General features: G+C 50.5%; 22 protein-coding genes and 2 tRNA genes. 3 read left to right on the forward strand and 21 right to left on the reverse strand.

The window, feature by feature from the left end:
* Positions 1 to 89: 89 nt before the first annotated feature.
* The 8 genes from RQP18_RS07545 to RQP18_RS07580 all read right to left on the reverse strand — a co-directional run bounded on the left by RQP18_RS07545 (position 90) and on the right by RQP18_RS07580 (position 6,137).
* The gene (locus RQP18_RS07545; protein WP_342387130.1) at positions 90 to 1,034 is read right to left on the reverse strand and encodes a hypothetical protein; all 945 of its coding nucleotides are present in this window, start codon (positions 1,032 to 1,034) and stop codon (positions 90 to 92) included.
* A complete protein-coding gene (locus RQP18_RS07550; RefSeq protein WP_342387131.1) occupies positions 1,024 to 1,641 on the reverse strand; it encodes a DNA mismatch repair protein MutT in 618 nt (205 codons plus the stop codon). The genes RQP18_RS07545 and RQP18_RS07550 overlap by 11 nt, the downstream gene beginning before the upstream one ends.
* Before the next feature lie 211 nt (positions 1,642 to 1,852).
* Complete coding sequence (locus RQP18_RS07555) at positions 1,853 to 4,270, reverse strand: molybdopterin-dependent oxidoreductase (protein ID WP_342387132.1); 2,418 nt, start codon at positions 4,268 to 4,270, stop codon at positions 1,853 to 1,855.
* Entirely contained in the window at positions 4,270 to 4,713 is a 444-nt protein-coding gene (locus tag RQP18_RS07560) for a hypothetical protein (protein ID WP_342387133.1), read from the reverse strand. Before RQP18_RS07560 ends, RQP18_RS07555 begins: the two co-directional genes overlap by 1 nt.
* A 169-nt stretch (positions 4,714 to 4,882) precedes the next feature.
* Positions 4,883 to 4,956: transfer RNA gene (locus RQP18_RS07565), tRNA-Arg, on the reverse strand.
* Between the two features lie 53 nt (positions 4,957 to 5,009).
* Positions 5,010 to 5,083 (reverse strand) — tRNA-Arg (locus RQP18_RS07570).
* 98 nt (positions 5,084 to 5,181) lie between these two features.
* On the reverse strand, positions 5,182 to 5,733 hold the full coding sequence (locus RQP18_RS07575) for a GNAT family N-acetyltransferase (RefSeq protein WP_342387134.1): 552 nt from the start codon (positions 5,731 to 5,733) through the stop codon (positions 5,182 to 5,184).
* 47 nt (positions 5,734 to 5,780) lie between these two features.
* Positions 5,781 to 6,137, reverse strand: coding sequence for a thiol-disulfide oxidoreductase DCC family protein (locus RQP18_RS07580; RefSeq protein WP_342387135.1), 357 nt, complete (start codon positions 6,135 to 6,137; stop codon positions 5,781 to 5,783).
* A 50-nt stretch (positions 6,138 to 6,187) separates the two neighbouring features.
* Here RQP18_RS07580 and RQP18_RS07585 point away from each other — a divergent pair, with 50 nt between their 5' ends.
* The gene (locus RQP18_RS07585) at positions 6,188 to 6,421 is read left to right on the forward strand and encodes a hypothetical protein (protein WP_342387136.1); all 234 of its coding nucleotides are present in this window, start codon (positions 6,188 to 6,190) and stop codon (positions 6,419 to 6,421) included.
* 10 nt (positions 6,422 to 6,431) lie between these two features.
* Here the strand turns inward: RQP18_RS07585 and RQP18_RS07590 are convergent, their stop codons facing one another.
* The 13 genes from RQP18_RS07590 to zapA form a co-directional block, all read right to left on the reverse strand.
* On the reverse strand, positions 6,432 to 6,920 hold the full coding sequence (locus RQP18_RS07590) for a YfcE family phosphodiesterase (RefSeq protein WP_342387137.1): 489 nt from the start codon (positions 6,918 to 6,920) through the stop codon (positions 6,432 to 6,434).
* Complete coding sequence (gene rdgB, locus RQP18_RS07595) at positions 6,898 to 7,527, reverse strand: RdgB/HAM1 family non-canonical purine NTP pyrophosphatase (RefSeq protein WP_342387138.1); 630 nt, start codon at positions 7,525 to 7,527, stop codon at positions 6,898 to 6,900. Before rdgB ends, RQP18_RS07590 begins: the two co-directional genes overlap by 23 nt.
* Before the next feature lie 12 nt (positions 7,528 to 7,539).
* A complete protein-coding gene (gene racE, locus RQP18_RS07600; protein WP_342389389.1) occupies positions 7,540 to 8,337 on the reverse strand; it encodes a glutamate racemase in 798 nt (265 codons plus the stop codon).
* Positions 8,330 to 8,773: a MarR family winged helix-turn-helix transcriptional regulator gene (locus tag RQP18_RS07605; RefSeq protein WP_342387139.1), complete on the reverse strand. Its 444-nt coding sequence runs from the start codon at positions 8,771 to 8,773 to the stop codon at positions 8,330 to 8,332. Before RQP18_RS07605 ends, racE begins: the two co-directional genes overlap by 8 nt.
* A gap of 87 nt (positions 8,774 to 8,860) precedes the next feature.
* Entirely contained in the window at positions 8,861 to 9,625 is a 765-nt protein-coding gene (sdhB, locus tag RQP18_RS07610; protein ID WP_342387140.1) for a succinate dehydrogenase iron-sulfur subunit, read from the reverse strand.
* Positions 9,626 to 11,395, reverse strand: coding sequence for a succinate dehydrogenase flavoprotein subunit (gene sdhA / locus RQP18_RS07615; protein ID WP_342387141.1), 1,770 nt, complete (start codon positions 11,393 to 11,395; stop codon positions 9,626 to 9,628).
* Positions 11,396 to 11,410: 15 nt separating this feature from the next.
* Positions 11,411 to 12,037, reverse strand: coding sequence for a succinate dehydrogenase cytochrome b558 subunit (locus RQP18_RS07620; RefSeq protein WP_342387142.1), 627 nt, complete (start codon positions 12,035 to 12,037; stop codon positions 11,411 to 11,413).
* Between the two features lie 128 nt (positions 12,038 to 12,165).
* Complete coding sequence (gene uvrC, locus RQP18_RS07625) at positions 12,166 to 13,935, reverse strand: excinuclease ABC subunit UvrC (protein WP_342387143.1); 1,770 nt, start codon at positions 13,933 to 13,935, stop codon at positions 12,166 to 12,168.
* A 54-nt stretch (positions 13,936 to 13,989) separates the two neighbouring features.
* The gene (trxA, locus tag RQP18_RS07630; protein ID WP_031544591.1) at positions 13,990 to 14,304 is read right to left on the reverse strand and encodes a thioredoxin; all 315 of its coding nucleotides are present in this window, start codon (positions 14,302 to 14,304) and stop codon (positions 13,990 to 13,992) included.
* A 179-nt stretch (positions 14,305 to 14,483) separates the two neighbouring features.
* The gene (locus RQP18_RS07635) at positions 14,484 to 16,811 is read right to left on the reverse strand and encodes an endonuclease MutS2 (protein WP_342387144.1); all 2,328 of its coding nucleotides are present in this window, start codon (positions 16,809 to 16,811) and stop codon (positions 14,484 to 14,486) included.
* 10 nt (positions 16,812 to 16,821) lie between these two features.
* Entirely contained in the window at positions 16,822 to 18,516 is a 1,695-nt protein-coding gene (gene polX, locus RQP18_RS07640) for a DNA polymerase/3'-5' exonuclease PolX (protein ID WP_342387145.1), read from the reverse strand.
* 28 nt (positions 18,517 to 18,544) lie between these two features.
* Positions 18,545 to 19,078, reverse strand: coding sequence for a CvpA family protein (locus RQP18_RS07645; protein WP_342387146.1), 534 nt, complete (start codon positions 19,076 to 19,078; stop codon positions 18,545 to 18,547).
* Between the two features lie 4 nt (positions 19,079 to 19,082).
* A complete protein-coding gene (gene zapA / locus RQP18_RS07650; protein WP_342387147.1) occupies positions 19,083 to 19,340 on the reverse strand; it encodes a cell division protein ZapA in 258 nt (85 codons plus the stop codon).
* Positions 19,341 to 19,376: 36 nt separating this feature from the next.
* Between zapA and rnhC the strand changes: the two genes are divergently transcribed.
* Complete coding sequence (gene rnhC / locus RQP18_RS07655) at positions 19,377 to 20,147, forward strand: ribonuclease HIII (protein ID WP_373445998.1); 771 nt, start codon at positions 19,377 to 19,379, stop codon at positions 20,145 to 20,147.
* Between the two features lie 73 nt (positions 20,148 to 20,220).
* On the forward strand, positions 20,221 to 20,685 hold the full coding sequence (locus RQP18_RS07660) for an S-ribosylhomocysteine lyase (RefSeq protein WP_031544579.1): 465 nt from the start codon (positions 20,221 to 20,223) through the stop codon (positions 20,683 to 20,685).
* Positions 20,686 to 20,721 lie beyond the last annotated feature (36 nt).

Below are 20,721 nucleotides of genomic sequence, written 5' to 3' on the forward strand. Positions count from 1 at the left end.
ATTATTATTCCTCCGTTAGTCCATGATTTCAATCAACCAGTATAGTATAACATATCAATTTTTCATATCCAACATTTGATTTCCACCGCTCATTCCCCGGCAATCGCCTGCTCGAGGGAACGGATCCAGGAGACGGCATCTGCATCGGCCTCATGTTCATACTCGATGTTCACCATGCCGAGTATCTCCTCCAGATAGGCATGTACCAGGACGTCTGTTCCAAAAGGGGGCTCGACCGGATAGCAATGGAGCATGTGGGACATCAGCATGGCAGCTGCCGACTCGGCAAACTGCGGTATCCTGTCCTCCACCTCGTCCATGACATGCCCACTCACCAGCCTGAAGCCTCCGGCCGCTTCAAGGTCGGGCAGTTCACGGGGGATGACGTCGAACTGCTCGCCCATCTTACGGACTGTGAGCACCTCCCCATCCCCAACCGCTCTCAGATAAAGGAGCATGAAGGTCAGCAATTCATGTTTCTTTTCCGCAACCGACGCTTCACGGATGAGCCTCACGTACCGGTCATCTTCCGCTTCGATGATCCTTTTCAGGAAATCCATCCTTTCATAGGGCTGCATATCCTGATAGTCGCGGGTATCGACTTCCGGTGTTTCAGGGATGAAAGCCTCCTTCTTCTCATCAATCGCCTTCTTCGCCCTGTGCCGGAGTGCCGCCACTTCGATTCTGAAGTCATGTGGGATTTCCTCTTTCATGAGGTGGTCGGAGAATTCCACCACCTCGAAATACCGCTCCTGGCTCAGGAGCCCCTCAAGCAGATGACGCATATGCACATCGTAGTGCCCCCGGCCTGCATTCATCTGGAGCAGCGCATAATCGATGATCTCATCATGCTTCCCGATGGCATCCAACGCCTCGTAGAACCGTTCGACAAGTCCGATATCCGGTTCCCCAAGTTCCTCATATCTTCTGAATTTGGCGATGAACGCCTCATGATCACCATTCTGGTGGTCGGCCTCCATGTCCCGTTTCATCTTGCCGAGAAACCGCTGGTGCGAGATGACTTTATCGTCCATAGGCATCCCTGATGATCAGTTCACTCCAAGATTCGTAAGGGGATCTTTCAGACAGTTTGCCATCCCGTTCCCAGATCAGTTCTAGTGTGTCTTCTTCATGTGACTCGACATCCGCTTCTTCGACCGTCACCTTGAAGACCACACCGATATGGACACGGCCGACTTCATTGTCATCATCGTTGATCAGGCCGACGATTTCGATGTCCTCGAGCTGTTCCTGGGACAATCCGACCTCTTCAGACAACTCCCTGCCGGCATTGATGTAAAGCTTTTCCTCGATATCAGAAGCATCCGGCACATCATTCATATGTCCGCCGACACCAATCGACAGCATACCATGCAGGCGTGCCTCGCCGCCGCCAGACAACCGCTTGTATAAGAGCGTTTTACCATTATCAGAAGTGATGATGACGTAACCGATCAGCTGCTTGTAAGCTGGATCCTCCTCCATATCACCCCGGCGTCTGACCTCGAACTCGGGAAAAGTTGAAAGAATGCTTTCGTACCTTCTATCATTCATACCAATAAAACCATTGAAGGCATCCGCCTCATTATTAAAAAGAACATCCCTCGGTACTACGAGAATAGGTTCATCAAATTTACTCATACGTATTCTCCTTTTTATAAATTCATTACAAGTTTATAGAAGGGTACTTTGTTTGTAAAATGAAAAATCTTTCGTCTGCTTACAGTAAAATTCGATTTCGTCTGAAAATGCCATCACAAAAAGACCTTTCACAAGTCAGATCTACTTGTGAAAGATCCCTGGTGGTCCGTATTGGAAAATGGAACTGGTCATGATTCTGGATGCACTTGCTTCATCGATGCGGCGTATACGGTTGGATAGGCGTGTTTATTACAGATGCAGGGACTTCGATGGTTGTCCCCCTCTCTATTTCATAAGGTGTAGATAGATTGTTTGCGGCCTGCAGCTCTTTTGCTGTCAGACCATAGTTGGAGGCAATGTCCTCCAAGGATTCCTCCGCCTTCACCTTGTATTCATCCCGTACCTTCTCAATTTTGCACGCTGACTGCTTGTAGGTCGGCTGCTTTGAGATTGGATCGACGAAGTCGTTGGTAAGGTTGTTTGCAGATTCTTTCTTTTCCAGGTTGCCGAAATGGAAAGGCACGAACAGCAGTCCTTTCTGAACTGTTTCTCCGATACGGGCCGGGACTTCAATTTCACCCCGTGGAGAGGATATGCGTATGACTTCGCCCTGGACAATTCCGAGCGCCCTGGCGTCCTCGGTATGAATTTCAACATAGTTGTGCGGAGCTGCCATATGCAGCATCGGCGCACGTGCTGTCTTCGTTCTTGTATGCCAGTGCCATACCGAACGGCCAGTCGTCAGCCACATCGGATACTGGTCATTCGGCTGCTCAAACGGTGGCAGATGATGCGTTTCGTGTAGTATCGCTCTGCCCTCTGCGCCGATTTCCTGAAATTCTTCTTTCGACAGCGCGCGGCCGGTAAACTGATCCTTGCCGAAGACCTGGGCATCATCCACGGTTGTGTGGAATTTATAGTCGGAATAAAGCCTCGGTGTGCCTGTAGATTTTTCATCCGGCACAGGCCAGCGCATGCCGTTCAATGATTCCAGGCGTTCATAGGTAATGCCTGTCATATCACAAGGACGTCCTTTAGTTATGACCTTGAACTCCTCAAAGCATTCTTCTGGCGTCGAGTAGTCGACCAGCGGCTGCCCATCCTTATCCTTGAACCCCATCCGATTTGCAAAGTCCACAAGAATTTCAAAATCAGATCGCACGCCCTCTGGTGGTTCCACTGCTTTTCTTGAAATGGTGACAGTCCTGTCGGCATTCTCCATCGTTCCTTCCTTTTCACCCCACATGGCAGCAGGGAGAATGACATCGGCTACTGCCGACGTTTCTGTCAGGAATGGATCCTGCACGACAACAAACACGCTTTTCAGTGCTTTTTTTACACGGTGGCGGTTCGGCAGGGAAACAAGAGGGTTTGTCCCGATATTCCAGAAGAAGCCGACTTCTTCCTTTTCAATATGGGAGATGATCTCCTCAATCCCTTTTTCCGGACCGGCAGGCAGTGAGTCCTGTTCCACATTCCACAGTTGTGCCATTTCCTTCATATGTGAGGGGTTGGTCGGGTTGCGGTGGGCAGGATAAGTGCCGACGCCACCAGCTGTCCGGTTTGCCGACGAGCTTGGCTGCCCGGCTGTATGGAGCGGACCACAACCTGGTTTGCCGATAAGACCGCGAATCAGATGGAAGTTGTTGATGGCCACACATGCTTTTGTCGCTTCTGCACTCTGGAAGGCCCCCTGGAGTGTCGTTGATACCAGTGAGGGCGTATCACACATAACTCTATAGAACTCCTTGAGCTGATCTTCCGGTATGCCGGTGCTTTCGGACGTTTTTGCGAGCGTCCATCCTTTTACCGATTCCTTCATTTTTTCGTATCCAACGGTATGTGCTTCGACAAATTCCTTATCCACCTTGTCCTGCTCAATCAGTGCATTGATCAGGCCGTTCATCAATGGAAGGTTCGATCCTGGTGATAACTGAAGGTGCAGATCCGCTTCTCTTGCCGTCAGTGTTTTACGCGGATCAACAGCAATGATGTATGGTTTTCCTGTTCTTACCTTGCGTTCCATGATGCGTTCAAACAGCACTGTTCCCGATTCCGCTACATTATGGCCGAACAGCATCAGTGTTTCCGCTTCGTCTATGTCATCGAAGGAAGCCGGTGTACCGTCCGCACCGAATGACTGCAGCAGTGCAAACTCGACAGTAGAGGTGCATAGTCTGGTATTCGCATCCAGCAGGTGGGTCTGCAGTCCAGCCCGCCCCACTTTGGCAATTGTATAATAGTCTTCAAAGAAACCCTGCCCTGTAGAGTATATACTGACACTGTTCCTGCCTTTCTCTTCAAGGGACTGCTTCGCCTTATCCACAATCAGCTTCATGGCATCATCCCAGCTTGCAGGCTCCAGTTCACCGGATGCATTCCGGATCATCGGTGTCTTCAGACGGTCCGGTGCGTTATTGGCATGCCACTGGTTTTCCCCTTTCGGGCCCAGCCTCCCCCGGTTGATCGGGTCATCCCCATTTCCTTTCACACCTACAATCTTGTCATCCTTAACAGCAACATAACAGCCGCAGCCGACCGAGCAGAGCCCGCAGGTGCTGTACACCCATTTGTCCACTTCACCCTGGCTATATACATTTTGGTCGATTCGTTCATGTTTCCAGCCCATCAGTCAACCCTCTCTTCCGGCAAGTAGAATGTTGGTATAAAGTATTTGGCAGTCGACTCTCCATATTCTTCGTCCAACTTGGAAGCAATCTTGATCAGGTCATCCTGCATAACGCCCAGTTTTTCCTTTAACGATTCCATCAGTTCTTTTGACGGATTGTCATCTTTATAACCGATCCACCCCGTCGCACGCTTCCAATCCGCAAAATAGGGATTCACTTTCTGGTTGGCATGGAACAAGGCAGAACAGTTGGTCTTGATATCCTTAAGCTCAGTTTTCCCCTCCTCAAACTCCTCTATGAGCCTTTCAAGCATGGACTCTTGTTCTTCAAGACACTTACGGAGCAGCACGACAAGCGGATGCTCAAACGGTTCAATTTCCTCAAGAACCTCCCGATTATCATCCAGAATTTCCGAAAATAATTCCTCAAATTGATAACTCAATCGACATGTCCCCTCTCCACATTTTTACTTAAGAATTCCCTCTATTTGAAAGGTGAAACACTTGTTTAAGTATATCCTTTTTATTCCAGTAGAAAAGTTTCATCAATAAAAAACCCCATAGCCACGAGGCTATGGGGGTTCACATAATATACTGTTTTTCTGAAAAGTACGTCCCAGGAGGGAGTCGAACCCCCGACCTACAGCTTAGGAGGCTGTCGCTCTATCCTGCTGAGCTACTGGGACACCATATGGAATGATAAAAAAATGAACCCCGCTCAAGGGGGGTTCTTTCATAACGTCCTGGGAGGGATTCGAACCCCCGACCGATAGCTTAGAAGGCTATTGCTCTATCCGGCTGAGCTACCAGGACTGAATCGGACAAATACAATTATAATCAAAATGCCCCCTTGAAGTCAAACACCTATTTAAAATTATTCATGTTTTATTACACCATCGGATATTCCGTTTTTAAAACTTGCGTAAATCGTACTCCCTTTTCAGCTGCCGGTACATGATGCAGTCATGATAATGGTCGTACAGGAATTCGTAATCGGCGAGTACAGCTTCCTTTGTAAATCCCATACCCTCGGGCAGTGCCCTGCTCCTGTAGTTGTATTCGCCACAGATGATCTCGATGCGGTTCAGTTCGAGTGTATTGAACCCATAATCCACAAGCTTTTCGACCGATCGCCTGACGATTCCTCTCCCCTGCCCTTTCTTCGAGACCCAGTAGCCGATCTGTCCGCGCCTGCTGAGGGAGAATATTTCATTATATCCGCACATGCCGACAAACTCACCCTTGTGGAATATGCCGAGTTGCAGGCCTGTGCCGTTATCGATATCCTCCTGCCATACTTTTATCACTCCGATATAGTCTTCCGGGCTTGTCATGTAGTCGACCCATGGCAGCCACTTCCTGAGATGGCCACGGTTCTGGTCCACTGTGCCGAAGACCAGCTCCCTGTCCTTCTGCGCCATGGCCTTCAGTTCTATATCTGCATCCACTTTTATTCTCACCATATTATGATCCCTCTGTCATGTTTAGTCGCTGCAGCCCATCCGCTGCCCTACGTGATGATCTTCCTTCTCACATCCGGGTCGATGGTGCATGACATCTTTTCGTTCAGTCGATACCGGTTTTTCGCAATCAGCCTGTAGAGGGCGTTGCGCCAGCAGACCGGAATGGCCTTCAGGAGGCGTATGGGCCTGAAGCCTGTCGTGTCGGCCGCCACTTCGATGATGGCATCGGAATGGAGGTACATGTCATCGGAATAGTATACGACGGAATCGATATGCTCGGGAACAATGCCATCGAGTGCCTTTATGGAGCTGAAGCGTATGACATCCTTCCGGTCCAATGCAGTGATCGTCTTCGCAAAACGATTGCATATGATGCAATCGTCATCGAAATACAGTATATTCATATTTGACCCTCCTGACTTATAAACTTAGTGGGAAAGGATGCAGAATGCCAATGAAGAATACAGCCAGAATATTTCTCGCCACCTATTTCACCGTCCTGTCCATACTCTATCTGACCGGACGGTACACAACATTTGAAATGCATCCTTCAATCTTCGCCATCGCCTCCATCGTACTGCTCGTTTTCATATGGGCTGCCATGCATTATGGGCACGAGCGGGGTATGATGGAGTGGACCATGCTCGTGCTTACTGTACTGATGCTTTTGACGGTTCTGGCCGGTTAGGCCAGACAGTCTAGAGCGTATCCAGATCGACTTCCTTCAGGACTTCATGTTTCCTGTCCAGGAAAGTGACGATGTTGGTGGAAGTATCAAGCACTGCATAGGATTCCTCAAGTTCACCCTTCGAATTCGAGATGCTTCCCGGGTTGATGCAGTAGACATCGCCCACAATTTCAGCCTTCGCCACATGTGAATGGCCGTAGAATGCATACGTCGCTCCGTATTCCCTGGCCCGGTCCGCCAGCACCTCTCTGCCCTTCTTTATATCGTAGAAGTGTCCGTGGGTATAGAACACACCCGACCCTTCATGATGTCCTTCCACAGGATAGCGGCTGTCCGTGTCCACATTTCCCCTGACACGCTCGAAATGCACCATTTCAGTGTCATCGTAGTTGAATTCGCTGTCTCCCAGATGGATATTCAGGTCTCCTGTGTTCCTGCCATAGGCCTCATACACGATTCCCTGCTCACCATGATTGTCACTTACGATCAAAATCTTCATTCCTATCATCCCCATCATAGCGTATTAGTACATCGAATACTGCCGTATCTTCCCTCAACCGGTCCAATGCATTTCTTCTATGACTTATTTCCCCTTTTTCTTCAGTACTAACCATGCCGAGCAGCCTGTCATCTTCCGTCCTGAAAAGCGGGTCATATCCGAATCCGCCCTCGCCCTGCGGTGATTCCAGAATCTCGCCGTACAGTTCTCCTGCATATGTCCGTGTCTCCCTGCCCGGGATGGCCAGGGCGATGACACACGTGAAATGTGCACTGCGGTCTTCGGCGCCTTCGAGTTCAGAGAGAAGTTTTTTGTTGTTCTCCCCGTCCGTTGCATCCGCCCCGGCAAACCTTGCAGAGTAGACGCCAGGCGCTCCGTCCAGAGCATCGACGCTCAGGCCGGAGTCATCGCTCAGGACCGGCATGTTCAGCTGCGCTGATGCTGCTTCAGCCTTCAGGATGGCATTCCCCCTGAATGTATCTTCAGTCTCATCAACCGAGAAATCGGGCAGAATCTCCTTGATTCCGATGATTTCATCATCCGGAAAAATCGCCCTGAAATCTTTTATTTTTCCTTCATTGCCGCTGGCGACCACTATTCTGACCATAATCCATTCCTCCTACAGTTCAATTTGTTCCATCGAGTAATCCATGAACGGCATCCAGTCCTTCAGGATATATTCGAACCGTGAAGTCTCCCCATTCACTATCATCAGGTACTGCGGTTCCGCCCCGGTTGGCGCATGGGACTGGAGCAGTGTCAGTATGGCACTGGCCTCACGTGCAGTCTCATACCCGGAATCGATCACTTTTTTCCTGCCATGGAAATAGTCCCTGATTTCATCGGCAAGCAACGGATAGTGGGTGCATCCCAAAATGACGGTATCCGCCCTGGAGTCCCACAGGTGCTTCAAAGTCTGGTGGATGACGATGCGTACCACCACCCTGTCCTTATACCGCAGTTCTTCTACGAGGGGGACGAATTTCGGACAGGCGGTGCTCTCAATCCTGAAATTGCGGTTGATATGGCGGATGGCTTCCGGATATGCCCCTGACTGTACGGTCCCCTCGGTTGCCAGTACGATGACATTCTGGTTCGTGCTGTTCTGTATCGCGCTTCTTGCCCCCGGTTCTATGACGCCGAGCACCGGGATGTCATATCTTTTTTTCAGAGTGTCGAGTGCCGCCGCCGTAGCAGTGTTGCAGGCCACGACCAGCATCTTTATGCCCCGGCCCACAAGGTGGTCGGCGACCTCGATGGTGAAGCGCCTGACCTCCTCCATCTGGCGGTTGCCGTAGGGGCATCGATTCAGGTCCCCGAAATAGATGATCGATTCGTCCGGCAGCTGCCTCATAATCTCCCGTGCCACCGTCAGTCCGCCGACGCCTGAATCCATCACGCCGATCGGTTTATTCATGGCTCCGTTTTTCACTTTCATGCAGAATCGATTCCAGAATGACTGGAAGCATCTCCTTTTCATCGGCTGGGAGATGCGCCGTAATCTCGGAAATATAGGAAATACGCTTGGCGATGACCTCCTTGATGATCTGGCGGCCCTTGTCCTGCATCAGCACCAGCACGATCCTTTTGTCCTTTTCATACTTCTGCCTTTTTACAAACGCCCCATTCTCAAGTTTGTCGACGATATCGGTGGTTGTGGAATGTGCCAGATCAAGTCTGTTCGACAGCTCCCCGATGGTGATGCCCTCCTTGTCATCCACCCATTGGAGGGCGACGAACTGCAGAGGGGACAGTTCATATTTCTTCAGTATTTCCCGTCCATGGCTCTTGACATGGGCGGATATGTATCTGATCGATTTTTCTATGGATATGATGGATTCCCTATCACTCATTGACCCCAGTCCTTCTCGATTATTTCCTCCATTATAACGTACTTGAAAATAAAAAAATAGGAAGAGCAGCGCTCTTCCCATTTTGGGTTATTCAACTTCATGGTCGCTTCCGAAGAAGGACTTGAACATGTGGAAACTTGTTTCCCTTTGCATTGCAGCAATGGAAGTGGTGAGAGGGATGCCTTTAGGGCAGGCCTGCACACAGTTCTGTGCCATGCCGCATTCCGCAACACCGCCGACGCCCATCAGGGCATCCAGCCTTTCATGCTTGTTCATGCTACCCGTCGGGTGCAGGTTGAACAGTCTGACCTGGCTGATCGGTGCAGCACCCATGAACTTGGAACTGTCATTGACGTTCGGACATACTTCAAGGCATACGCCACACGTCATGCATTTCGAAAGCTCGTAGGCTGTCTGACGTTTCTTTTCAGGCATGCGTGGTCCAGGACCAAGGTCGTATGTGCCATCGATCGGCACCCATGCCTTTACGCGCTTCAGGCTGTCGAACATGAATGAACGATCGACCTGGAGGTCTTTGACTATAGGGAATGTGGACATCGGTTCCAGCTTGACCGGCTGGTCCAGCTGGTCGATCAGCGCTGTACACGACTGGCGTGCATTGCCGTTGATGACCATTGAACATGCACCACAGACCTCTTCGAGACAGTTCATGTCCCAAGTGACCGGTGTCGTCTTTTCACCTTTTGTATTGACCGGATTCCTCTGAATCTCCATCAGTGCACTGATTACATTCATGTTCTCGCGGTATGGAACTTCAAATTCTTCCCAGTACGGCTTGGATTCAGTATTTTCCTGACGCTTTATATTGAACTTTACTGTTTTTTCACTCATTTACTTTTTAGCACTCCCTTCCGACTTTGCAGAATAGTCTCTTTTACGAGGCGGGATAAGGCTTACATCAACATCTTCGTATTCAAAGCGTGGTGCTTCGGTTGGCCCTTCGTAGTATGCTTTTGTCGTCTTGAGCCATTCCTCATCATTACGCTCAGGGAAATCGGGCTTGAAGTGGGCACCGCGGGATTCATTTCTATTGTATGCGCCAATGGTGATGACACGCGCCAGTACAAGCATGTTCCAAAGCTGGCGTGTGAAGAATGCCGCCTGGTTGCTCCACTTCTTGGTGTCATTGATGTTGATGCGCTTATAGCGCTCCATAAGTTCGACAATGCGTTTGTCCGTCTCAAGCAGCTTGTCATTATGACGCACTACAGTGACGTTGTCCGTCATCAGTTCACCGAGTTCCTTATGGATGACATAAGCATTCTCATCGCCGTCCATACTCATGATGTTATCGAATTTTTCCTGTTCGGCCTTCGTGTATTTCTCATAGATGGCGTCATCAAGATCTTCAAATGAAGAATCCAGACCTTTGACATACTCGATGGCATTCGGTCCTGCTACCATGCCGCCATAGATGGCTGAAAGCAGCGAGTTCGCACCCAGTCTGTTTCCGCCATGCTGGGAATAGTCGCACTCCCCGGCTGCAAACAGTCCCGGAATATTCGTCATCTGGTCGAAATCCACATACAGGCCACCCATTGAATAGTGGACCGCCGGGAATATCTTCATTGGAACCTTGCGCGGATCATCCCCTGTAAATTTCTCGTAGATTTCGATGATGCCGCCAAGCTTGACGTCAAGCTCATGCGGGTCCTTATGCGAGAGGTCGAGGTAGACCATGTTCTCACCATTGATGCCGAGCTTCTGGTTGACACAGACATCGAATATTTCACGTGTTGCGATATCCCTTGGCACCAGGTTTCCATAGTCCGGATACTTCTCTTCGAGGAAGTACCACGGCTTGCCATCCTTATATGTCCAGATGCGGCCACCCTCACCACGGGCGGATTCGCTCATCAGTCTGAGCTTGTCATCACCAGGAATTGCTGTTGGGTGGATCTGGATGAATTCACCATTTGCGTAGATTGCACCCTGCTGGTATACGACCGATGCAGCAGACCCTGTATTGATCATGGAGTTTGTGGATTTGCCGAAGATGATTCCCGGCCCACCTGTTGCCATGACCACAGCATCCGATTTGAATGTCTGGATTTCAGCATTTGTCATCTGCTGTGCTGTAATCCCCCGTGCGCGTCCCTCGTCATCGAGAACCACACCGAGAAACTCCCAGCCTTCGAATTTGCGGACCAGACCATCCACTTCATATCTCCTGACCTGCTCATCCAGTGCATATAACAGCTGCTGTCCTGTTGTCGCACCCGCATAGGCAGTTCTATGGTGAAGCGTTCCACCAAACCGTCTGAAGTCAAGCAGACCTTCAGGGGTCCTGTTGAACATGACGCCCATGCGGTCCAGCAGGTGGATAATCTGAGGCGCTGCATCCGTCATTGCTTTGACCGGAGGCTGATTGGCCAGGAAATCCCCACCGTACACTGTGTCATCAAAGTGGATTGCTGGAGAGTCGCCCTCACCTTTCGTGTTGACCGCTCCATTGATTCCGCCTTGAGCACATACGGAGTGAGAGCGTTTTACGGGCACAATTGAGAACAGGTCTACCTCGGCGCCTGTCTCAGCTGCTTTTATCGTTGCCATCAATCCGGCGAGTCCGCCACCGACAACGATGATTTTATCATTAGCCATTCTGTCCACTCCTTATTAAATAAATGCCAGTATTGCCTGTATGCCGATGAAGCTGACTACCACAAAGATGATAGCCGATACGTAGCTCATCACACGCTGTGACCTGTCGGACTGTGTGAAGCCCCATGTCACCATGAACGACCATAGACCATTGGCGAAATGATATACAGTCGCGATGATACCGATGATGTAGAACACCAGCCATGCCGGGTTCGTAACAATCTGATGTACCATGTCAAAATTGACCTCTTCACCGAAGAATACCTGTACCCGCGTCTGATAGACGTGGATTGCGATGAAGACAAAAGCGATTACGCCACTGATCCTCTGAAGAGAGAACATCCAATTTCTGTATGTACTGTGCCAGCCGTAGCCTGTGCCTCCGATATTATACTTGGCAGTAAACGCTATATAGATACCATAGATGCCGTGGAATAGAATCGGAATATAGATTATGAAAATCTCCAGGAATAGTACAAAAGGCAGGTTGCCCATAAACTCTGATGCTGTGTTAAACGCTTCTTCGCTTCTTGTAGCAGTGTGGTTGACCAGCAGGTGCTGGATCAGAAAGACACCCAATGGAATTACTCCCAACAAAGAATGAAGGCGCCTAATCGCAAAACTTGAATCTTGTTTCGACACTCGAATTCCCCCCTAACTCTCCAATGAAATAAGTTTACACAACCACTATTTTACTCTCAAGGTATGCATAAATCAAGGTAACTTGGAGCGTTGCACAAAAAAAGATTGTGAAAATTCAAACGTGTCGATCATGCATTCAATGCTTCCAAAATCCTTTTGGCAATCGGCGCCGGTATGCCTATTTCTGTAAAATCTTCTATTTCCTTTTCGCTCATCCTTTTAATGGATCCAAAATGGCTCAACAATTTCTGCTTCCGCTTCGGACCGACACCTTCAATATTGTCCAGCTTCGATGAGACCGTGGTTTTGCGGCGTGTATTTCTGTGGAAACTGATGGCGAACCGGTGCACCTCATCCTGGATTCTCTGCAGGAGGTAGAATTCCTGCGAGTTCTTCTTCAATGGGACGATGGATGCCTGGTCGCCATAGAGCAGCTCCGCCGTCTTGTGCTTCTCATTTTTCGCAAGGCCCGCTACCGGGACGTCCAGCGACAGTTCATCCATCAGCACGGACTTGACGGTATTCATGTGCCCTACGCCACCATCTACGATGATGAGGTCGGGCAGTGGCAGGCCTTCTTTCAGGACCCGGGTGTATCTGCGTCTGACCGCTTCCGCCATCGATGCATAGTCATCCGGCTGGGTCACAGTCCTTATCTTGTACTTGCGGTAGTCCTTCTTGCTCGGCCGTCCATCCACGAAGGATACCATGACACTGACGGGATCGACCCCCTGGATATTCGAATTATCGAAGGCCTCTATGCGGACCGGTGTTTCGATATTCAGTATTTCACCCAGGGATTCAATTGCCTTTACCGTCCTCGCTTCGTCCTTGTCAATCATCTCAAACTTGTTTTCAAGGGCGATTTCGGCATTCTTGGTCGCCAGATCCACCATTTCCCTCTTCTGCCCCCTTTTGGGCTGTACAACTGTCACCGGCAGATATTCATCGATGATTTCATGCTTCAGCCCTTGGGCAATATGGACTTCTTTCGGCAGAATATTGGATTTCAGATCATAGAACTGGGCGATATACCGGAAAAACTCTTCCTGTACATCATCGTTTACAGGGAACATGTCCGCCTTCTTCTCGATGAGATTGCCATTTCTGACCAGCAGTACAGAAACGGCCATCCATCCCTTGGAGACGCTGTAGCCGAAGCAGTCCCTTGCGGTCATATCCTTGGTCATCATCTTCTGCTTGTTCATCGTCGCCTCGATATGTCCAAGAAGATCGCGGTACTCCTTCGCCTTTTCAAACTCAAGTGCTTCGGAGGCTGCATCCATCTTCTCCTTCAGTTCATCGACGATCTGTTTCGTATCGCCGTTCAGAAACCGCGTGATGCCATCAATCATTTCCTTGTACTGCTCCTGCTGCACATCGTAGACACACGGACCCAGGCACTGTCCGATATGATAGTAGAGGCACAATCTGTCCGGCATGGTGTTGCATTTTCTGAGGGGGTATATGCGGTCCAGCAGCTTCTTCGTCTCGTGTGCACTGTAGGCGTTCGGGTAAGGTCCGAAATAGGTGCCCGTCGAAGGTTTCACCGTCCTTGTGACGATGAGCTTCGGGTGCTCTTCCTTCGTGATCTTGATGAACGGATAGCTCTTGTCATCCTTGAGCAGAATATTGTACCTCGGATAGTGCTTCTTGATCAGATTGAGTTCGAGCAGCAGCGACTCGACTTCGGAGTTTGTCACTATGAAGTCGAAGTCCGTGATCTCCTTCACGAGCCGCATCGTCTTCTCATCATGTGCACCGGTAAAATATGACCGCACCCTGTTCCTCAGGTTTTTGGCCTTGCCGACATAGATGACGATCCCATGCCGGTCCTTCATCAGGTAACATCCCGGTTCAGTCGGCAGTACCGACAATTTCAATTTGAGTTCTTCCATAATAATCCCTCGACATTTCATGATAAAAAAGCCGCCCGAAGGCGGCTAGATTAATTATGCATGTTTTTCAATAAGTGAAACGAGCTGTTCTTTCGGTTGGAAGCCGACCACTTTATCCACCGGCTGGCCATCTTTGAACAGTATGAGTGTCGGGATGCTCATGACTTCGTATTCGCTGGCTGTCGCCTGGTTGTCATCGACGTTCAGCTTGGCGATGTCCGCTTTCCCTTCGACATCCTGTGCCACTTCTTCAAGGACCGGTGCGATCATTTTACAAGGTCCACACCAAGGTGCCCAGAAGTCCACCAATTTGATGCCGCTTCCCACTTCTTCTTTAAAATTCTGGTCATTCACTTCTATAATAGCCATATAAAATACCTCCATTGGTTGAATTATGCATCAAGTATATCACGATGATATATTTGTCCTCAATTTTACTGCTTAAGCGAAGAACATCAGATAGACGACACCGCTCAAAAACATGAGGATGCCGACTGCTATCAGTATCTTCGCCAATTTATACATATCAAAATTGTCCATCCGGCCACCTACTTCATTTCAACTATGGTCACTCCGAAGCCGCCTTCGCTCGGCATGCCGCCCCTGAATGATTTCACTTTGGAATGGGACTTCAGGAATTGCTGCACACCTTTCTGCAACGCACCCGTTCCCTTTCCGTGGATGATCTCCACTTCATTATAGTTTGAGAGTATCACCTGATCAAGGTACCTGTCCAGCTTCTGGAGGGCTTCCTCATAGCGCTCTCCTCTGAGATCCAGCTCCCTCTTCACAGGGGACTGCCCGATCCGTCTGGAGACCGTCCGCTTCGGCTTCTCCTTCTTGCGCCGCTTCACTTCATCCTTGCCGACCTTCATCTTGATGATGCCCATCTGGACGGTGACGGAATCATCTTTCACTTCAATCACTTCGCCCTTCTGTCCGTAGGAGAGCACATCCACTTCATCACCGGGGGATATCTGCTCCACCTTGGCTGCCCGCTCCTTCTTGCGTATATCCTCCTGATGGTAGCTGTCGGACAGTGCCTTTTTCTGGTCGATCAGTTCGTGTTCCTGGATGTCGGCCCCGAGTTTTTTCATGTCCTCGAGGGTGCGGATGATGTCATCCGCCTTCGCCTCGGCATCCCTTATGACCCGGTTCGCCTTCTCCCGTGCCTCTTTCCTGAGTTTTTCCTTGTATGCTTCATAGTCACTCATATAGGATGTCAACTCATTGTGGAGCTTTTCCGATTCCTTGAGCAGCTGATGCGTTTCCCGCTCGTTGTCCTGGGCGGTCTTCGTATGCCGCTCAAGAGCTGAGATCATATCATTGACATCGTTGGAATCACGGCCTGCGAGCTTTCTCGCACGTTCTATGACCGTCTCGTCGAGCCCGAGCTTGTTCGATATTTCGAAGGCGTTGGACTTTCCGGGAATGCCCATCAGCAGCCGGTATGTCGGCGACAGTGTTTCGACGTCGAATTCTACACTGGCATTGATCGTATCCTCCCGTGTATAGCTGAAGGATTTTAGCTGCGGGTAGTGCGTCGTCGCCACGACCGTCGTCCGTTTGCCGAGCAGATACTCCAGAATGCTGATGGCCAGCGCTGCCCCTTCTTCCGGATCAGTACCTGCGCCGAGCTCATCCAGCAGGACGAGGCTGTTGTCATCGGCCTCATCGAGGATGCCGGTGATATTCGTCATGTGGCTTGAGAAGGTCGACAGTGACTGTTCGATCGACTGTTCATCGCCGATATCACTGTACACCTTTTCGAACAGGCGGAGGCGGCTGCCGTCACGGGCTGGGATGGGGATGCCGGCCTGGGCCATCAGCACGCTGAGGCCGATGGTCTTGATTGTTACGGTCTTGCCGCCGGTGTTCGGGCCGGTGATGATGACGGCCCGTGTATCCTCATCCATCGCAATGTCATTCTTCACGACTTCATCACCCGGAATCAGCGGGTGGAAGGCAGCGGGCAGATAGATGCCGCCCGTTGCCGCCACTTCGGGCTTCGATCCACGGATTCCCGCGCCGTACTTCGCTTTGGCGAAGACCATGTCCATATGGTGCAGGGCGTCATCGGTCATGCCGAGTTCCGAGGCCACTTCGGCCACTTCGGAGGATAGCTGGTAGAGGATGCGTTCGACCTCCGACTGCTCTTCATCCCTCAGCCTCTGGATCTGGTTGGTCATCTGGACGACTGCCATCGGTTCCATATAGACCGTCTGTCCACTTGAGGACATGTCGTGGACGATGCCGTTGAATTCGCCCTGATGCTCCACCTTGACCGGCACCACGTACCGGTTGTTCCTCATCGTGATGAGGCTGTCGGACAGCTTCTTCTGGTTGCCGCCGCGGATGATGTCATTCAGGCGGTCCCGTATCCTCCCCTCCTCGGATTTGATCTTCCTCCTTATCCGGAGCAGCGCTTCGGATGCATGGTCCAGCACCTGGGTGTCGTCACACGTCTCCGTAATCCGGCGGTACAGGAAATGGATGTCAGGCAGCCCATTGATGTAGACCGGCAGGTGGGGCAGCATGATCTCGTCTTCCTCGAAATCATTGAATACCGTATTCAGGGCATGCTTGCGGCTGAGCATGGATCTGATTTCATTCAGTTCCTGCACACCAAGCATGCTGCCGATCTCCGCCCGTCTGGCATGCCTTTTGATGTCGGTGATGCCGCCGAGTTCGACCGGCCTGTACCTCAGCATCGTTGAAGCATCATCCACTTCATTGATCATCTGCAGCACTTCTTCGAGCTCGGTCGATACGATGTCCGCAGTGATCAGCTTTTTGGTCTTCCCACTCTCTGCAAATGCAGAAAGCTGGGAGAGTATCTTATTGAACTCCAATGTATTTATCGTTCTTTCATTCATAGTAAACCCTCTATTTCCCTTTTTTGACCCACTCTCTGAAACTCTCCCGGGAGAGTGTGTTGATCACTTGATTTTTTTCTATCAGACCCTTCTGCAGGGTCGCCACGCCATAGTCCATGAAATCCAGATGGCTGGAATGGTGTGCATCCGTATTGACCGTCAGGTTCAGGCCGGAATTCCTGATCACTTCCGATGAAAGGTCGAGACGCCTTGGATTGGCGTTCACTTCGAGCACCGTACCGGTATCGCTGGCCATCTGGAGCAGCTTCTCCATATCCACGGCATAGCCTTCCCTCCTGCCGATCAGCCTGCCTGTCGGATGGGCGATATGCCGGACAAGGGGATTCTCGCATGCCGCCTGCAGACGGTGCATGATTTCATCCTCCGTCTGCTGGAAGCTCGAATGGATGGCAGCGATGACATAGTCGAGTTCCTCGAGCATATCATCCGGGAAGTCCAGGGTGCCATCTTTCAGTATATCCATTTCGGTACCGGAATAGATGTCTATTTCCGGATATTCCGGTCTGAGCGCCTTTATTTCCTCAATCTGCTCGCGCAGACGCACCTCATCCAGTCCGTTTGCTACACGCAGGCTTTTCGAATGGTCCGTGATAACCATATATTCATAGCCTTTGGCAATGCAGGCCTCCACCATCTCGCGGATGGAATAGGCGCCGTCGCTATAGACCGTATGCATATGCAGGTCTCCACGGATGTCATCCATCGTCACGATGCCAGCTACATCGATATCCGTTTCTTCTCCCGTCTCCCGCATTGCCGGCGGGATATAGGGCAGATTGAAATGGCCGAAGAAATCGGCTTCGGAATCGAATGTGAGTACCTCACCGTCCTTCTCCACGCCATATTCACTGATCTTTTCCCCTCTGCCTTTGGCGATCTGACGCATTTTGACATTATGTTCCTTCGAACCGGTGAAATGGTGCAGAGTCGTCGCGTAGGCTTCAGGCGTCACAAAACGCATATCGACACCAATCTGATCCAGATCATGTTCGATCACTACGGAAAGCTTGCGCTCCCCTCTCGCGACAACCTCCTTCACAAATGGCAGACCAATGAACGTTTCCGTTACACCGGCTGCATCCTCCGTCTCCACAATGAAGTCCAGATCCCTGCTCGTTTCCTTGAAGCGTCTGGCACTGCCCGCATTATCGTACCGGCTGATGCCTTCCATGCCCTCAAATGCCGCTTCGATGATGCTTCTGAACTGGTGCACCTTTTCGATCGGGTACCGTTCGGGACGCGTGAGAAGCTCGTCAATGGCCTTCGCGATGTTCTCCTCCGTCTTCTTGCCGAACCCGCTCAGTTCGCTCACCCGGCCTGATTCACATTCCGCCTTGAGCGCTTCCAGGGAGACGATTCCGAGCTCCTTGTGCAGCTTCGCAATCTTTTTCGGTCCGAGCGTCGGCAGCTTGAGCATCTGGATGAGCGGTGCCGGGACCGAATCCTTCAATTCCCCGAGCACGGAGGACTCCCCTTTCTGAACGTATTCGGTGATGACTTCGTTGACCCCTTTGCCGATGCCTTTGATTTCAGAGAAGTCATCGATTTCGGAAAGTGACCTCGGATCCCTTTCAATCGCCCCGGCCGCTTTCCGGTAGGCGGAGACTTTGAACGGATTTTCCAAAGACAGTTCCATATATGTCGCTATCGTCTCAAGCAGATTGATAATATCTTTTTTAGTCATATTGTCCTCCAAAAAAAGAGCCATATCGCTATGACTCAGTTTGTAACCATTCTATGAACTTATCGGAAACGATGAAAGTGTTGTCCATCAGGAACTGTGCAAATCCCGAGTTCTCCATCATCGTCTGTACACCTTCCAGTGGCACTACAGCAGTCATCATCAGGAGCACGACCAGTATATAGATCATCTCGATCAGCCCGAGCGCTGTGCCGAGGACATCACCGATGGTGCCGAATGCGTTGACCTGTTGAAGATAGTCGAACGCACTGACGATCAGCTGTATTACAATTTTCGCCACTACGAATATCATGAAGAACGCCACCATCTTATAGAAGGCGAATTCCGCATTGCCCACTTCCGGCAGCAGCGGATTCGTGAGCGTCTCGGCAGTGGATGGGTAGGGCATCACCATATCGAAGCGGGAGGCAAGTTTTTCATAGTTCAGGGCAGAAATGATGATGGCCGAAATCGTACCGATCAGATGAAGGAGCTGCAAAATGATGCCCCTGCGGTAGCCGATGACCATCCCTATGAGAAGCAGGATCAGTAATAGTAGCGTCATGACATCAATTACCCTGCTGGTCCAATTCTTTCAATAATGCCTCGTGCTTTTCTGCCAGCTTTACGTATTCATCCATGACATTCACTGCTGTAAGCACTGCTTTCCTTGTGGTATCAAGCCCTGCATTCTTCATACCGATTTCCTTGATCTTTTCATCGACGAGCCTGGCCACATAACGGATGTGTTCCGGGTCGTCTTCCCCAACCAGCGTATACTGCTGATCATTTATTTCGACAGCAATGCGGTTTCTGTATTCTGCCATCTGACATTGCCTCCCTATCAAAAGTTTCAGCTCTTTATGTTATCATTAATTTATTATACTTATCCACCAGTGGTTATACAAGTATATGCATACGAAAAAAACATAAAGGAACGGTTAAATATGAATTATGACCAACTGAATACGATAGGCAGCGATGAGGCGGGTGTCGGAGACTACTTCGGTCCGATGACGGTATGTGCCGCCCATGTCCCCGCTGAAAAAGTGGCCCTCCTCAGGGAGCTTGGCGTGAAGGATTCCAAAAATCTCTCCAATGGAACGGTCCGGAAACTGGCCCGCGACATCACCCATATCGTCCCCTACTCCCTCGTCATACTGGACAACCCATCCTATAATGAAAAGATAGACGCGGGGTGGAACATCGTCAAACTGAAGGCGGTGCTCCACGACCACTGCATCCGCAATGTATTTGAAAAGCTCGATAGCGGAGCGCAGCAGGATGTCCAGGCGATCGTCATCGACCAGTTCACGACGGAGAACGCCTACAGGAAGTATGTCCCGGAGCCGTTCAGGCCGGAACTGATCCACCAGGAGACGAAAGCGGAGTCCAAATCGATCGCCGTTGCCTGCGCCAGCATACTGGCCCGGAGCAAATACCTGGAGCAGATGGAGAACCTGAACCGCCATCTGAAAACCGAGGTGCCGAGAGGAGCCAGCGGGAAGACGGATGCCTTCGCAGCAAAGATTGCAGACAGGCATGGCATGGATTACCTCGACAATATGACCAAGAAGCATTTCAAGTCCAGGCGGAAGGTGATGGATCTGCTCAGGCAGAAAGGATCCATGTAGGTTCCATTCGTTTGAGAAACAATGGATTTTCATTTATTATGGGAATAATCAATCAGATAAAGGAGTCTTTAAAATGCCGAAAATGAATGTCGAAAGCTTCAACCTCGACCATACGAAAGTCGATGCGCCCTACATCCGCCTCGCGGGAAAGAGCGAAGGTGAGCACGGGGACGTCATCTACAAATACGATATAAGGTTCTGCCAGCCGAATAAGGAACATATGGAGATGCCGGGACTGCACTCGCTCGAGCACCTGATGGCAGAAAACATCAGGAACCATCACGACAAAGTCGTCGATCTGAGCCCGATGGGCTGCCAGACCGGTTTCTACCTTGCCGTGCTGAACGATGATGACTTCGACCATATCCAGGAAGTGGTGGAAAACACACTCAATGATGTGCTCGAAGCCGATGAAGTCCCTGCATGCAATGAAGTGCAGTGCGGCTGGGCGGCGAGCCACAGCCTGGAAGGTGCCAAGGAGATTGCCAGGGACATGCTTGCCAAAAAAGACGGCTGGGACGTTGTATTCGCCAAATAAAGCCGAACGGACATGAAAAGGACGATCACATTTTGA

This window comes from Salinicoccus sp. Bachu38, assembly GCF_038561955.2.
Taxonomy (GTDB): domain Bacteria; phylum Bacillota; class Bacilli; order Staphylococcales; family Salinicoccaceae; genus Salinicoccus; species Salinicoccus bachuensis.